The organism is Pantoea phytostimulans, assembly GCF_046118715.1.
Taxonomy (GTDB): Bacteria; Pseudomonadota; Gammaproteobacteria; order Enterobacterales; family Enterobacteriaceae; genus Pantoea; species Pantoea phytostimulans.
This window is the reverse complement of record NZ_CP173699.1, coordinates 17,311-32,430: the sequence shown is the minus strand read 5'-3', so window position 1 is coordinate 32,430 and position 15,120 is coordinate 17,311. Positions and strand designations below refer to the sequence as shown.

Genomic DNA, 15,120 nt, shown 5'->3' with positions numbered 1-15,120 from the left:
TTCAGCACGCGGATTACTGTTTCAGTTGATGCCAGACCGAGGGCAGATCGCTGCGGATTTGTTGATAGCTGGCGAAAAGATGTTGATAGCGCGCGACCAACTCTGCGGGTGGCGCTTCCGGAGGATCAAGCAGAGGCGTTACCCAGGTTTCCACGCAGCGCTGCATGGTGGGATAAGCGCCGATTGCCACCGCTGCCATCATCGCGGCGCCTGCCGCGCCAGCTTCCTCTCGACGACTGCTGCGTACCGGCACACCAATGCAGGCTGAAAGGATCTGGCGCAGGTGTGCAGAACGTATAGCGCCACCGGTCAAACGCAGCTCGCCGGGCAGTTCGCCGCCCATTGCCTGATAGCAATCGCGCGCGGCCATGCCGATACCCTCAATAACCGCCCGAACCAAGTCACCAAACTGGTGGTTGTAGCTCAGCCCAATAAAACTGGCGCGCGCTTCAGAATTCACAAATGGACCGCGTTCGCCTGCGATGGAGATATACGGGTGATAAAGCAAGCTGCCGGGTTTGGCTTCGCTCAGCCAGCGATCAATGTGTGCCACTAAACGGGCATGATCGGCTTCGCAACCAAAACTGTTAAGTAAATCGCTGGCGACTTTGAGCAACCAATCGAGATTCAACGTTGAGGCCATATTGGTTTGCACCTGTGTGACATAACCGGGCCATGGCAAAGGGATGACATAACCGGTCTGCGCAGGGTTGAGCCAAACATCGTCAATGGCGACGGCACGCAGATGAACGCCGGTGGAGCCCACAATCGAACAGGCGGTATTGGCTTCGCCGGTATGGACGCCCGCACCCAGCGCGGTCATGGCCATATCGACATAGCCCAAACAAACAGGTGTGCCGACAGCTAAGCCAGTCAATGCAGCGGCTTCCCGAGTAAGCGGATGGGTAATTTGTGTGCCATCAATAATCTCTGGCAACAAATCTCGGCGATGTTCCAGCCCCAGCGCGGTAATCACCGTGTCGTCATAGCGCTGATGACGGAAATTACCAAACGTAAAGCTGGCTTCAGAAGGATCGGTGGCGCGCACACCCGTGAGGTTAAGATAAAGCCAGTCTTTGCAGTGCAGCGCCACTTCGCAGTGCTCAAGCAACGCGGGAAAGTGGCGATCCATATGCGCAAGTTGTGATCCCTGCTGACAAGTATTTAGTCCGGTTCCCGTGGCGTTAAAACGTGCGCCAGCAAGCGCCGAGTGATTCAGCTGCTCAACCGTTGATGCCGCACGCGCATCCAGCCAAATCCAGGCGTCACCAATGGGTTGATTATCGGCACCCACCAACCAGCTTCCATCCCCCTGAGCGGTAACCGCAATCGCCACCACGCGGGCGTTCAGGTTCTCTACCTGTTCGCCCAGCTTGCGCATGGCATTCACTGCGTCTTGCCAGGTTTGCGTCATGGATTGCTGCGCCGCACCGCCTTCACCACGGTAATAGGTGTTGCGCACTGAGGCGCAGGCGAGTTGTGTACCTTCAAGATCAAACGCCACCGCTTTTACTACGGAAGTACCCGAATCCAGACCCAGAATAATGTCGCGATTATCCATGCATGCCTCCAGGCCTTTGCCGCAGTCGATCGCTGTTAAGAGAAGTGATGTTCATTGCCATCCCGCTTTAAAGGTGCTGACACACTCTGTAGTGGTGTTAACAGCATGTGATTTTTTTGCTAATTAAATTCATACACCACATCTCACTGAGATAACACTTCATTTGTATTATTTTGCTGTCCAGACAATATATTTCATTTGAATTAGCGAGGAAGATCACGCTTTTCAGGCGGATAACGAAATGTGATCGCGGCTACGTTTTATTATTTATACTTATAAAACAGACAATTAATCTCATTTTAATTTTAGGTTGTGCAAATAAGCGATCCAGATCTCTCTCTGCAAATAAAGCGTTGGCAACTGTTGACAATTTAGTCACATCAGAACGATTCTCTTCACAGTAGTTATCATATTTATAACATTTAAGGCGACGTATATCGCCTGTTGAACAGCCTGAGAGGTCAACATCATGTCCGATGTCTCTACACTTACGAGCCAACTTTCCCGCCGCCGCTTACGGCGCTACAGCTTTATTAGTCTCGCCGTCATCGTAGTGATCGGTGCAATGGCATTGGACACCAAAGTGGTCAAAAAAGGCTCAGCTGACGATGTGCAAGAGCAGGCTTTTTCGCCCGACAGCTACGGCAGCAAACACTTCCCTGATATTCAGAAAGACGTTGCTGCGCGAGCCATTGATGCCAAAACACTGGCAGAAGCCTTGCTGACTAATCAGCAAGAAGCGGCGAAAAAATATGGCGTGGGTTCACCACTCCCGGTGATGTCGGTGAAACTGGAAGGCGTGGTAGAGCAAGGAAAAATGGGCATTTACGCGTTGAAAGTGGCCGATATGCCACAAGGGATACAGGTAAGGATGCAAACTGGGCCAGCCATTACCGGTACCGATCTGCGTGATGCAACGGGCAACATTCAGTTTGGCGATTTCACTAACCAAATCGAATATCAGAACGCGGGTTCAGCGATTAACCGCGCGATGAAAACCGCCGTGTTAGACAAAGTCGATAACGCTGCCTTAACCGGTAAAACCGTGCAGGTGGTGGGCGTGTTTCGTTTACTCAATCCTAAAAACTGGATGATCACGCCGGTTAGTCTGGAGGTGAAATGAGCCCGTTTAACGTTAATCCCGCGCTGTTGAAAGGCGAAGTAATCCTTGAGGCTCGTAACGTGAGCAAGGTTTACGGCTCTACCCACGCGCTGAAAGGCGTCAATTTTGAAATTCGTCGTGGCGAAGTCACTACGCTGTTTGGTGAAAATGGCGCAGGCAAATCCACCTTAATGAAGATCCTGTCTGGAGTAATCAACCCCAGCTCGGGTGACATTGTGTTGAACGGCGAACGCAAAGTGTTTCACTCCGCGACTGAAGCGCGGGATTGCGGGATTTCGATTATTCATCAGGAGTTGAATCTCGCACCAAATATGAATGTGCGCGACAACATTTTTATTGGGCGTGAAATCATGAAACCTGGCGGCGTGAACTACGCCGAAGAGGCACGTGTAACGCGCCATCTGATGGAGGCGCTTGAAGAAGAAATCGATCCGCTAACGCCGGTGGAAAATCTCCGACTCGGTCAACAGCAAATTGTTGAAATTGCGCGAGCATTGTCCGTGAACTCACAAATTTTGATCATGGATGAACCCACGTCTGCATTAAGTGCTGCTGAAGTTGAAGTGCTGTTTCAGGTGATTCGCGATCTGACCAGCCAGGGCGTAGCGATTGTTTATATCTCTCACCATCTTGAAGAAGCACTCGAAATTACCGATCGGGCCGTTGTGCTGCGTGATGGTGTCATGACCGCCTATGCCAAGCGCGATGAAATTGATCTTGAGTGGATCGTGCGCAACATGGTGGGCGACCATTTTGATTTGGGCGCGCCGCCGCAAGGCTACGACTTTGGCTCTACCGCGTTGGAAGTGAAAGATCTCACGGTGAAAGGCAAAGCGGGCATCAAGCTGGTGGACAACCTTTCTCTGAATGTCCGTGCGGGTGAAATCGTCTGTATTTACGGGTTAATGGGTGCAGGCCGCACGGAACTCATGGAGTGCGTGGCAGGGCGGTTACGTCAGGCCAGCGGCAGCATCTTTTTAGGCCGCGACGATGTTTCAGGTCTGACCATTTCACAACGCATCGCCGGCGGCTTGGCCTTGGTGCCAGAAGATCGTCAGCGAGACGGTTTGGTTCAAACCATGACGGTAGGAGAAAACATCTCTCTCGCCAGTATCAGCGAGTTCGTGCGTGGGCTGGTGCTGTCGACGCGCCGTGAAAAACAGCTGGTTAGCGACAGCATCCGTAACGTGACGGTGAAAACTTCCGGCGGCGAGGCGGCAATTGGCTCGCTGTCGGGTGGCAACCAACAAAAAGTGGTGATTGGCAAAATGCTGGCCACCCGTCCCAAAGTGATCCTGCTGGATGAACCCAGCCGCGGCATTGATATCGGTGCGAAAGCGGAAGTCTTTCGGCTGCTGGCGGACAACGCCAAAAAAGGACTAGCGGTGGTTTATACCACCTCCGAAGTGGGCGAGTGTTTGAGCATTGCACATCGAATTGTGGTGATGAGCAAAGGGCGGATATCAGCCATCTTCGATTCCAGCGTAACAAAAGAACGCATTATGGCCGCTTCAGGCGAATCACTGGTGGCATGACGATGAAAAACGGAGAAAAAACCATGACTGACAGAACTCAAATATTGAGCGCAGCACCGCCTGTCACTAAAAAAGCGAGTCCGTCTAAAGGCACGAATATTGCCCGCTTGCTGTTGGAAGGCCGCGCCTTTATTGCTTTGCTGATTATTATCGCGACCTTTTCCTTGCTCTCACCCAACTACTTTACCGGCGCAAACTTTTTAACCATGGCCTCTCACGTTGCCATTTTCGGCTTGCCGGCAATTGGCATGCTGCTGGTGATTTTGAATGGCGGAATTGACCTCTCGGTGGGATCGACGCTGGGCCTGGCTGGCGTGTTTGCCGGCTTTTTGATGCAAGGCGTGAACTTAGAGGCGCTGGGCGTGGTGCTTTATCTGCCGGTGTGGGCCGTAGCGGTTCTAACGCTGGCGATGGGTGCATTAGTGGGATTGGTCAACGGTATTTTGATTGCCTGGTGTCGTGTACCGGCATTCGTCGCGACACTCGGCTCATTGTATGTCGCACGTGGCGTAGCACTGCTGATGACTAACGGCCTGACTTATAACAAATTATCGGGCAGCGAAGCGCTCGGCAATACCGGTTTTGATTGGCTGGGCTTCAATCGCATCTTCAACATTCCGGTTGGCGTATTAGTGCTGGGCGTGGTGGCGCTGGCCTGCGGCTTCTTGCTGAGTCGTTCGGCGTTTGGTCGCTGGTTATATGCTTCTGGCGGCAACGAACGTGCTGCGGACTTGTCCGGTGTGCCGGTTAAGCGCATCAAAGTCAGTGTTTATGTGCTTTCCGGCATTTGCGCTGCGATGGCCGGATTGGTGCTCTCTTCGCAGCTGACTTCTGCAGGCCCAACGGCGGGTACCACCTACGAATTAACAGCGATTGCTGCCGTGGTCATTGGTGGCGCGGCGCTGACCGGTGGACGCGGCAATGTGCGCGGCACGCTTCTCGGTGCATTCGTCATCGGTTTTCTCTCAGATGGACTGGTAATTATCGGCGTTTCTGCTTACTGGCAGACGGTATTTACTGGCGCAGTTATCGTGCTGGCTGTGTTGCTGAACACCCTGCAATACGGTCGACGCGGAAGATAGATCTCACTCGCTGCGGCGTTCTCGTCCGTAGCGAGAGTGAATCCGTATACCTGTACCCCAATAATAACGGAGCAATAACATGTTTAATAACAGCAAACGTTTCATTCTGGCAGCCGCCGCTGTCGCAGTCACCGCTTTTGCTACACCCAGCTGGGCCGATAATGGGCTGATGACCATCATCGTTAACGATCCTTCCAATCCTTATTGGTTAACGGAAGGGCAAGTCGCGCAGAAGGCCGCAGAAAAGCTGGGCTATAGCGCCAAAGTCAGCGCGCACAAGGGTGATACCAACACCGAGAGCCAGCTTATCGATACCGCGATTACCAACAAATCAAAAGCGATCATCCTCGATCCCGCGAATGCGGACGGTTCAATCGGTTCGGTGAAGAAAGCTATTGCGGCCAATATCCCGGTATTTGTGATTAATGCCGAGCTTAACCAAAGCGGTTTAGCCAAAGCGCAATTGGTGTCAAACAATGCGCAGGGCGCGGCAGTGGGTGCAATGGAATGGGTAAAACAAGTCGGGGACAACGCAAGCTATGTTGAGCTAGTCGGCCCACCTTCAGATAACAATGCCGCCACCCGCGCCAACGGTTTTGAAACGGTGTTAACGCAATATCCAGACTTAAAACAGGTCGGTAAAGAAGTGGCGAACTGGGACCGCACGCAAGGCTTTAATAAAATGCAGTCGCTGCTGCAGGCGAACCCCACTATTAAAGGTGTTATCAGCGGTAATGATGAAATGGCATTAGGTGCTATTGCGGCGTTAAAAGAAGCGGGCAAGCTGAATCAAATTAAAGTCGGTGGCTTTGACGGTTCGCCGGATGCGGTTGACGCAGTGAAAGCGGGCACGTTGGCTTATACCGTCATGCAACCTGTTGCGCAGTTTGCACAAAAAGCGGTTGAACAAGCCGACAGTTTCTTGAAAACCGGTAAAACCGGCGCGGCTTCTGAGAAGCAACTTTTCGACTGCGTATTGATTACTAAAGAAAACGCCGACAAGTTTGTATCACCTTTTGTTTTATCTGAGTAAGTGTGCGAACGACGTTATTGGGCGCTGCGGCGCCCTTTTTTATCGCACATCACTATTTGCTAAATAGTCGATTCGGCGGTGTAATTGGGTCCGAAATGGCATTTTCCTCTCATAATCTCGGATGAACTATGGCGCAAAACCCGCAGGATAATTCTCTCGGCGTATTTATGGCAGAAACGTTACCCAGCGACAGCCGACAGGCACGGCAACTGGCGCGACGCCAACTGATTGCGGAAGCCGTAATGGCCGCAGGCGCCATCCGTATTGAAGAGTTAACCGAGCGCTTTGGCATCAGCCTGATGACCGCGCATCGTGATATAGATGAAATGGTAGAGCGTGGCTTGTTGCACAAATCACGCGGTGTGGTTTCAGCAACCCCAACCAGCCTGGTTGAATCCAGCGATATCTATCGAGCAACGCGCCAACTTGAAGAAAAGCAGGCGATTGCTGAAGTGGCGGCGGGTTATCTTGAAACTGGGCAGGCTATTTTTCTTGATGATTCCACGACCGTACTGCAAATGGCGCGCTTTCTCCCTGCTAAAGCCCCTTTGACCGTGATTACCAATTCGCTGACGTTAATGAGTGAGTTGAAAAATGTGCGCGACATTACGCTGTTGGGCTTGGGGGGGCAGTTCCATAACTGGTGTAACGCCTTTATGGGCCGGATGACACGCAAAGAGATTGCCAGCCTGCGTGCTGACATGTTTTTTGTCAGCATGTCGGCTATCACCGACGACACCGTGTTTCACCAGTCAGCAGAAACGGTTGAAACCAAGCGCGCCATGTTTGAATCCTCGCAGAAACGCGTTCTGATGATGGATAACACTAAGTTTGAACGTCGGGCGCTGCACAGTTTTGCGCATTTAAGCGAGTTTGATGTTGTCATTGTTAACCAAGGTACGCCGGTGCCGATTTTACATCGCCTGCAAGATTTGGGGGTAAATGTGGTTATCGCGCCGTTAAAAATGCTTGCTGTTCGCAAAACTGCTGAAGATTAATATTCACTTTGTTCCCTGTTCACTGCGCCTTGATGGGGTGAACAGGGCTAATCATCAACAACTTACGATCACTTTACACCGCCATGCTGTAAAAGATTCAGCTTATATAATTGCTTAAAAAAAATACTGGATATTTAAACAGGTGATTGTATAATATTTCTACTGCCTGCCGGGTAATTGTGTAAGTAAGTGGATGGTGATGCCTATGATGATGTTGACAGAAAACCTCAATTCGCTGGATCAATCGGTCACGATGAGCAGCCGTGAAATTGCCAAAATGACAGGCATTACGCACGGTGAAGTGAAACGTCTGATAAAAAGTCTCGAAACCGCGCAGCGTCTCTCTAATCCCATAATGGTTAACCTTTATGAGAGGGAAGGAGAAATGCGTCAGGAATATTGCCTGAACAAGCGAGATTCTTTACTGGCGGTTGCTCGTCTCTCCCCAGGATTTACAGCTGAAGCGCTGGATCGCTGGCAAGAGCGCGAAAAAAGCGCCCATTTACCAGACTTCACCAATCCTGCTGCTGCTGCGCGTGCATGGGCTGAGCAATTTGAACAGCGTCTGGCTGCTGAACAGAAACTGGCACTTTCCGCCCCAAAGGCTGAATTTTTCGATCGCTTCATTGAAGTGGATGATGCGCTAGGTTTCCGTCAGCTTTGTAAAATGCTGAAGGCGAAAGAACCTGAGTTCCGTCAGTTCTTGCTGGAACGCAACATCATGTATCGCGCTAATGGCGTGCTGACTCCGCAGCATTACCATCTTCAGGCGGGCTATTTCACACTGCATTCCGGTGTAGGTGAAAATCAGCATGCATTTTCGCAGGCTCGTTTTACCGCCAAAGGCGTGAAGTGGGTTGCCAGCTTGTGGGCAGGGCATATCGCTTTGCAGACTAAAGGCGCGGCAGCATAACGCGTTATTCAGGATTGATGGCGACATTGCGCTAAACAACGGCATCCCCAACGGCAGGTTGAGGATGCCGTTGCTATTTAGAACGTATATGAGAGGTTTACTGAGTAACTGCGTGGTTCACCGTAAACCGCATAATCACTGAGATAAGCGTAGTAAGTGCGGTCAAACAGGTTGTCGACGTTCGCCTGAACCGCTAACTGTTTGTTGACCTGATAACGGGCAAACAGGCTCGCCAGCGGATAGCTTCCCTGATAAACGCGTGCCGCTTCGCCGTTGGCATTGGTGGTGTCCTGGAAGGTACGGTTTTGCCAGTTTACGCCACCGCCAATGGTCAAATCGGGCACCATCGGTAATGCGTAGCGGGTAAACAACTTGAACGAAGTCTGCGGGAGTTTGCTGTTGAAACGACCGGTTGAATCTTTCGCGACGTAGCGCGTGGCACCGAAGGTCAATTGCAGGTTATCGGTCACTGCGCCATTCAGCTCAAATTCCGCACCTTTACTCACTGCCCCTTTGGCGGCGTAATAGGCCTGTTCACTGGAATTGTTAACATGTCTATCGCCATCTTCCTGACCTACGTTGTCTTGCTCAATGCGGAACACCGAAAAAGTAGACGTCAGACGACCATTAAACCAGTCTGATTTCAGCCCGGTTTCATAATTTTTACCGGTAACCGGCGAGAGATATTTGCCGCTGCTATCACGATAGGTTTGTGGCTGGAATATTGAGGTATAGCTGGCGTAAGCCGACCATGTGTCGTTGATGTCATAAACCAATCCGCCATAAGGCGTGATGTTGTTTTTACGCACGTTGCCGCTGCTGCCCACGCTGCTCCATTGCGTATAACGTGCGCCTACAATCAGTGATAACGGATCAGCCAGAGAGAAGCGAGCCGCCGTGTAAGCAGATTTTTGACGCACCACATCATCAGCGTTCAGATACCATTCACCCCAGCTGGGTTCGGCAACATCACCATTCCATCTGTTCGTTACGCTGCCCATCTGCTCTGTTTCAATCGGGCCGTCTGAGCTGTACGTTGTATTGTGCTGGCGACTGTAACTGACGCCAGCAACCAACTCATGCTGACGGCCGAACAGTTCAAACGGGCCGGTTGCGTAAGTATCAATGGCGTCGACCTTGCGCGTGCCGCGATCTTTACTGCCAAATCCACTGGTCCCTTCGCCCGTATCGATATCCGGGAAACCTTCAACATACAGCAGTTTATCGTTAAACTGCTGCTCGCCGTGTGTGCCATTCACGCGCACGCTCCAGCCGTTATCAAAATTGTGCGTCACGTTAGCAAAGACTTTGCGCGACTCAATGTTGTAATCCGTCCAGTCAGTTGACACGCTGCTATGGCGATCATAGTGAGTACGCGCACCGTTGCTGTACCACGTCGGCAATCCGCCCCAGGTTGGGTTGCCGGTATTGCTTTCCTGATAGTCGTAACCCACTGACAACGTGGTGTTATCTGTGACATCCGCATCAACCACGCCATATAAAAACTTTTTCGTTTTATGGTAGCGATCAACCCAGCTGTCCTGATCTTGATAACCGGCCACCACGCGGCCACGAACCGTGCCTTCTTCGTTCAAGGGGCCAGAAACATCCGCCACGTAGCGTTGCTTGTTCCAACTGCCGTAGCTGGCGCTGAGATTACCGGTAAATGTTTTACTGTCTGCGTGTTTACGTACCATGTTGACGGAAGCAGAAGGGCTGCCAGCGCCTGTCATCAGGCCGGTTGCGCCACGCACCACTTCGATACGGTCGTAAATCGCCGTGTCTTCTGCCGCATCACCAAAGTTCCAGGTATCACTGACTGAGCTTGGAATGTCATCAAAGGTGTAATCGGTGATCTCGAAGCCGCGTGAGTAGTAACTGGAACGTTCACTATCAATAAGGGAAGTGGCAATGCCGGTGGTGTTATCCAACACATCACCCACAGATTGCAGGTTTTGATCTTCCATGCGTTGCTTGGTGATTACACTGATTGATTGTGGAACGTCGCGCGGCGTAAGCAGCATTTTGGTGCCAGCACGCGTGGTTTTCACTGCGTAATCTTGCTGCTCGTGGCTGACATCATCGGGACTTGCGTCAGCATCCACCACGAGATCAGGTTGTGAAGCGTCGTTTGAAGCAGCTTGCGCCGCGACAGGCGCAAGCAATGCGTGAATCGTTAAGGCTAATAAAGAGAGCGTAAAACCTTGTTTAATGCCTGATGCACGCTGGTGTTGACCTTTTTTCCTGCAATCAAAATCCATATCACTTCCCTTAAGGAATGTTCATTTTATTCGCGTTGCAGTTTCACATCCCTAAACCCTGGCCTATGCAGAAAAGCGCATTGTGAGAGAAAACAGAACTGCAATGATGAGAATGCGGATGATAATGATTTACTTTTGGTTAGTCGCGGGAAAGTTCAACGAGGAAATGTAACAAGCCATTTCTTCAAGGCGTGATAGCCAACTTATCTACGTTGTTGTTTATAAAACTTTTTGATCAGGAAGGATGCGCGGAGCATTAGCAGATTCAGGATGAGCAGAATTTGTTCATACAAAAAAATGTGGCTCTGATTGTTAACAAACACTGGATTTACTTAGTATTTGGTAATGCGTATGATTCGCATTCTTTGTCGGCGAGACGTTTGCGCATCGACCTTACCAAAGTCGTTTTTCCATTGATGGAGTTCATTTTGAAAATGTTTATCAGCTCGCGCAAAGCCGCGTTAGCCGTGGCGACCGTTGCTGCTTTCAGTCTGACTGCGTGCCAAACACCCGCAAAAAACAACAAACCCGCAGCATTCGCTGAGACGACAGTAAAGCCAGCTGAGGCCCACATTTCCCAACGTGTTATTGGGGACGGGCTGTATGAAATGACCTATTCATCTGCCGCCAACGCGCTGTTTGTTGCCAGTGCCCAAGGGTTTAAAGATGTTAACGGCGGTATGCTTTATCGTCTCGATCCCGCCACTCTGGAGACCAAAGGCGAAACGCATACCGACCTGAAAAATTTTGCGATGGCGGTAGAGCCAGACGGCAGCCTGTTTTATGTCACCAATACGTTGGATGGTGGCATCTCCAAAGTGGATGCGAAAAGCGGCAAAGTATTACAGCGCCTGATGTTCAGTGAAAAAGACAAAGATGGCGATCCCATGGGTGCGCGTGAAATCTTCCTACATCAAGGGCAACTGTATATTGGTGGCGTAAGCGATCCGGCGGTGATTTGGGTGGTTGATGCCAAAACAATGACCCTGAAAACGCGGATCAAAAATGCAGGTAAATGGGTGACAGGCATCACGTACTCACCGGTAACAGATCGTATTTATGCAGCAACCGGTGGCGGCGTTATTCAGGTTATTAATCCGCACACGCACAAGATTGTAAAACGCTGGGCTCCTGACGACGGTAAAGAATATCTGTTCGTCAATCTGGCAGAAGATCCGGCGACCGGGCGTCTGTTTGTGACTGATGATTCCAAAGCCAAAACCACGCTGGTATTTGATGAGCACAGCGGCAAGGTGATCAAACGTATTTCAGGTGATGCATTAGGGATTAAATTTAATGCCAAACGCAATGAAATTTATATTAGCCAACGCCAGTCGAAAAAAGTGCTTCAACTGGATGCGACAACCTACGCTGTGAAAAACAGCTGGTCATTCGAAAGCCATCCCAATAGTTTGCTGGTTTCCGAAGATGGGCAAACGTTGTATGTGTCTGTTAAGCAGGATTTTAACGAAGACAATTCAACTAAAGGTCCAGACAGTGTGGCGCGTATTAATCTGAAATAAGCCTAAGAAAGGTGGCAGGTGATGAAACTTGCCACCTTTTTGCCGTGCTTAAAGCGCAGAAACTGACTCAACGCTATGCTGAAAAACATAAGGATCCGAAAGCAGCGCAAACTGTTCGTCGTCCTGATAGGTAACGGCGACATGATAATCCTCGCCTGCAAAGGCTTTTACCGCCTCTACATCTCTCCAGTAAGTCGCCAGAAAGAAATGTTCCCAGTCGCCCTGTGTTTCACGTCGAACAAAGGCGCCTAAATTTCCTGGTGTGTTTTTAGAATGTTCAACGCCCGTCAACGCTAAATGCCTTGCAAAGCCTTCTGCATGATGTAGCGGAACGCATCCATGCCAGGTTCTGACAATCATCTTTTTCACCCTCTTGGTGTTCTACACCGGAACCGCCGAAAATTCCGGCCCGTTGTTTTTAGTGATCTTTCGACACTTCAATGACTCCATCAGCAATACCCTTTTCCAGCCTTTACATCCATTTTGCAAAGCGAAAATATCCAGGGTATTGCAGGCAAATGTAGTCCCTCTGGACTTTTGAAGCGCTGTCTATCACCCGTTTAAAGACATCCATGTAGTCATAACAGCCTTGCAATAACTGAGCAGCGCCATTTCTGTCAGGGCAAAGTGGGTAGCATAATCATGAACTATATTCGCCAGCTGTCGCTGTTCCGAGGTTAAATCGATCATTTTCTCTCCTCGGTAGTCTCAGAGGAGGCATCTACCTCATTTCCTTCGTTATCAGGCACAACAACGATCGTTCCATGTATCACGATAGATAATATTTCCTTCCGTATAGTTCCAGGTAATCGCCTCATAACGCAATTCGAGCGTTTCAAGGTGGGTACTACTCATACCGTTAGGAGACAGGAATGGCACAACCGTTGTGAACTTGACGTTTTCCAGAATGATATTGAAATACTCTGCCTCAATGCCTGATTCCAGTATTCGGTACATCTTGATTGTCGCCTTCTTCATGGTTCGACCTTCACAGACAGCGCGGTACAGGAGTGGTGTTGTCTGATCAAACTCCTTCATTATCGTGATAGGGCGGTGAACTCGCGTGCCTGTCAGTTTTCCCCAGCTCGGATCCACAGGAATAGTTACACCGTGCGAAAATGATTTTAATTCGATGGAACCCAAACGCAGGGGCATTAAACAACTGCCAACAATCGGCGATCCGTTTTCATCTTCAAGCCATAAATGTGCGGGTGTAGACATGTAATTTCCTTCTAAATAAATTTTAGATAATGCTAACGTTTGGACTTTACAATTTCATAGATCGATAAAATAACCATCAAAAACACAAAAAATAAGGGTGTAAGCCAGATTGGGCTGTCCGGGAATAACAAATCCTGAACCAAGGCGAATATTATTGTCAGCACTGCCGGGCTATAATCCGAAATCAATGACCTGAATATCCGACTGAAAAACCTTTTAATAATGTTTATCATTATTATCGAATCATCCTGGTAATGATGTCTACAATTTCACTATCCGATACCCATTGTGCTTTAAACGCCTCAGCCCGCTTAGCCTGCAAATAAGTGATAACTTGATTGCTGTAGTACATAACCGCTCCTTGTTCATTTTCATTAAATCCAGTTTTTCATTTTTCCCACGGGAAAGCGCTGTGTATTCCGATGATTCCGGCCAGTGATTCCCTCTGTTATCAGGCACAACAACGATCGTTCCATGTATCACGATAGATAATATTTCCTTCCGTATAGTTCCAGGTAATCGCCTCATAACGCAATGCGAGCGTTTCAAGGTGGGTACTACTCATACCGTTAGGAGACAGGAATGGCGCAACTGTTGTGAACTTGACGTTTTCCAGAATGATATTGAAATACTCTGCCTCAATGCCTGATTCCAGTATTCGGTACATCTTGATCGTTGCTTTTTTCAGTGTGCGGCCTTCACATACGGCGCGATACAGAATGGGTGTCGTTTGGTCAAATTCTTTCACTATCGTGATCGGGCTATGAACGCGCGTTCCGGTAAGTTTGCCCCAGCTGGGATCTACTGGAATGGTTACACCATGCGAAAATGATTTTGATTCGATGGAACCCAAACGCAGGAGCATTAAACAACTGCCAACAATCGGCGATCCGTTTTCATCTTCAAGCCATAAGTGGGCGGGTGTAGACATACTATTTCCTTATAAATAAATTTTAGGATTACTCATTTCAAGAAGTTACCATTTCACATATCGACTAAAAATATATATTACAAATACAGCGAACACCGGTATAACCCAAAGCGGAACAGCAGGAAAAAGATTTATCTGCACCAGCGCATATGTAATTATTATTGCCTGAGGAGCATAAAGGCCGACAAGAGACGTAAACACTCGCTTAAAGAATCTTTTAATAAGGCTAAACATCGTTATCGGATCATCCTGGTGATAATGTCTGCAATTTTTTTCTCTGATTCTGAGTACGTAAACGCCCCTGCGCGCTCAAGCAATGGTTCGACTAAAAAATACATCATTTCTAGCTCATGAGCGTACAGAGCACTGTAATAAGCGGGAGACTGAATTTGCAACCGATGGGCGCTCTCGGCGGCTTTCTGAACAACACCATACACACCCGATAAAATTATAGCTCCACCTGATGCACGCCCTGCAAGTGCGGCAATATCGAGATTCAGGTTCGTACCAACTGAAACTGATGCGGCCGTCGCTAACGCGAATCCATGTTTAGTAAGTGAGCTTGCGGCAATGTGGACATTTACTGCCATTAACAGTTGTTTGATGTGCTCTAGTTGATCGGATGTTTTGTACCGAAATATTTCTTCAAAGTAGACTTTGAGCATTTCATACACAACATCTTCGCGCCTCAGAATATAATAAACGCCTTTGGCAAATCGGATATCCTCACTCTTTTGTTGCTGGCAGACGTCCTGATATTCATCAGTAAAGCAGGACGTATAATACAGCGCACGCATTGCACCTGCGCCGATCGTTTCAATCTGATTTGATACAGCTTTTCCTACGCCCGCTAATTGATGGTCGAGCTTTAGTGCGAGAATTTTATTAGCCTGCAAATAATTGATGACTTCATTATTGTTGTACATAACCGCTCCTTGT

Annotated in this window: 13 protein-coding genes and 1 pseudogene; 7 read left to right on the top strand and 7 right to left on the bottom strand. The window is 49.4% G+C overall.

Annotated elements, in window-relative coordinates; genetic code table 11:
• Window positions 1–13: 13 nt before the first annotated feature.
• A complete protein-coding gene (locus ACF2G4_RS18620; RefSeq protein ID WP_409076113.1) occupies window positions 14–1,561 on the bottom strand; it encodes an FGGY-family carbohydrate kinase in 1,548 nt (515 codons plus the stop codon).
• A 469-nt stretch (window positions 1,562–2,030) separates the two neighbouring features.
• On the opposite strand from ACF2G4_RS18620, the gene ACF2G4_RS18615 reads away from it, so the two are divergent.
• From ACF2G4_RS18615 to ACF2G4_RS18590, 6 genes are all read left to right on the top strand, one after another.
• A complete protein-coding gene (locus ACF2G4_RS18615; RefSeq protein WP_409076112.1) occupies window positions 2,031–2,684 on the top strand; it encodes a DUF2291 domain-containing protein in 654 nt (217 codons plus the stop codon).
• Complete coding sequence (locus ACF2G4_RS18610; RefSeq protein WP_409076111.1) at window positions 2,681–4,219, top strand: sugar ABC transporter ATP-binding protein; 1,539 nt, start codon at window positions 2,681–2,683, stop codon at window positions 4,217–4,219. Before ACF2G4_RS18615 ends, ACF2G4_RS18610 begins: the two co-directional genes overlap by 4 nt.
• A 23-nt stretch (window positions 4,220–4,242) precedes the next feature.
• Window positions 4,243–5,301, top strand: coding sequence for an ABC transporter permease (locus ACF2G4_RS18605; protein ID WP_243079400.1), 1,059 nt, complete (start codon window positions 4,243–4,245; stop codon window positions 5,299–5,301).
• 79 nt (window positions 5,302–5,380) lie between these two features.
• Window positions 5,381–6,334 (top strand): D-ribose ABC transporter substrate-binding protein, encoded by a 954-nt coding sequence (locus ACF2G4_RS18600; protein WP_243079401.1) that lies wholly within the window; start codon window positions 5,381–5,383, stop codon window positions 6,332–6,334.
• A gap of 128 nt (window positions 6,335–6,462) precedes the next feature.
• On the top strand, window positions 6,463–7,332 hold the full coding sequence (locus ACF2G4_RS18595; RefSeq protein WP_409076110.1) for a DeoR/GlpR family DNA-binding transcription regulator: 870 nt from the start codon (window positions 6,463–6,465) through the stop codon (window positions 7,330–7,332).
• Window positions 7,333–7,537: 205 nt separating this feature from the next.
• Window positions 7,538–8,245 (top strand): phage antirepressor KilAC domain-containing protein, encoded by a 708-nt coding sequence (locus ACF2G4_RS18590; protein WP_215848405.1) that lies wholly within the window; start codon window positions 7,538–7,540, stop codon window positions 8,243–8,245.
• A gap of 77 nt (window positions 8,246–8,322) precedes the next feature.
• On the opposite strand, the gene fhuE is transcribed toward ACF2G4_RS18590, so the two are convergent.
• A complete protein-coding gene (fhuE, locus tag ACF2G4_RS18585) occupies window positions 8,323–10,506 on the bottom strand; it encodes a ferric-rhodotorulic acid/ferric-coprogen receptor FhuE (RefSeq protein ID WP_409076109.1) in 2,184 nt (727 codons plus the stop codon).
• A gap of 428 nt (window positions 10,507–10,934) precedes the next feature.
• Between fhuE and ACF2G4_RS18580 the strand changes: the two genes are divergently transcribed.
• Window positions 10,935–12,029, top strand: a complete 1,095-nt coding sequence (locus ACF2G4_RS18580) for a YncE family protein (RefSeq protein WP_243079404.1) — start codon at window positions 10,935–10,937, stop codon at window positions 12,027–12,029.
• A 48-nt stretch (window positions 12,030–12,077) separates the two neighbouring features.
• Here the strand turns inward: ACF2G4_RS18580 and ACF2G4_RS18575 are convergent, their stop codons facing one another.
• From ACF2G4_RS18575 to ACF2G4_RS18555, 5 genes and pseudogenes are all read right to left on the bottom strand, one after another.
• Window positions 12,078–12,389: an antibiotic biosynthesis monooxygenase gene (locus ACF2G4_RS18575; RefSeq protein WP_215848699.1), complete on the bottom strand. Its 312-nt coding sequence runs from the start codon at window positions 12,387–12,389 to the stop codon at window positions 12,078–12,080.
• Between the two features lie 112 nt (window positions 12,390–12,501).
• Window positions 12,502–12,719: pseudogene (locus ACF2G4_RS18570) on the bottom strand (arylsulfatase regulator).
• Window positions 12,720–12,770: 51 nt separating this feature from the next.
• On the bottom strand, window positions 12,771–13,250 hold the full coding sequence (locus ACF2G4_RS18565) for an Hcp family type VI secretion system effector (protein WP_409076108.1): 480 nt from the start codon (window positions 13,248–13,250) through the stop codon (window positions 12,771–12,773).
• A 451-nt stretch (window positions 13,251–13,701) separates the two neighbouring features.
• Window positions 13,702–14,181 carry an Hcp family type VI secretion system effector gene (locus tag ACF2G4_RS18560; protein WP_409076107.1) on the bottom strand — a complete coding sequence of 160 codons (480 nt, stop codon included), beginning with the start codon at window positions 14,179–14,181 and terminating at the stop codon, window positions 13,702–13,704.
• Window positions 14,182–14,417: 236 nt separating this feature from the next.
• The gene (locus ACF2G4_RS18555; RefSeq protein ID WP_409076106.1) at window positions 14,418–15,107 is read right to left on the bottom strand and encodes a hypothetical protein; all 690 of its coding nucleotides are present in this window, start codon (window positions 15,105–15,107) and stop codon (window positions 14,418–14,420) included.
• Window positions 15,108–15,120: the final 13 nt, after the last annotated feature.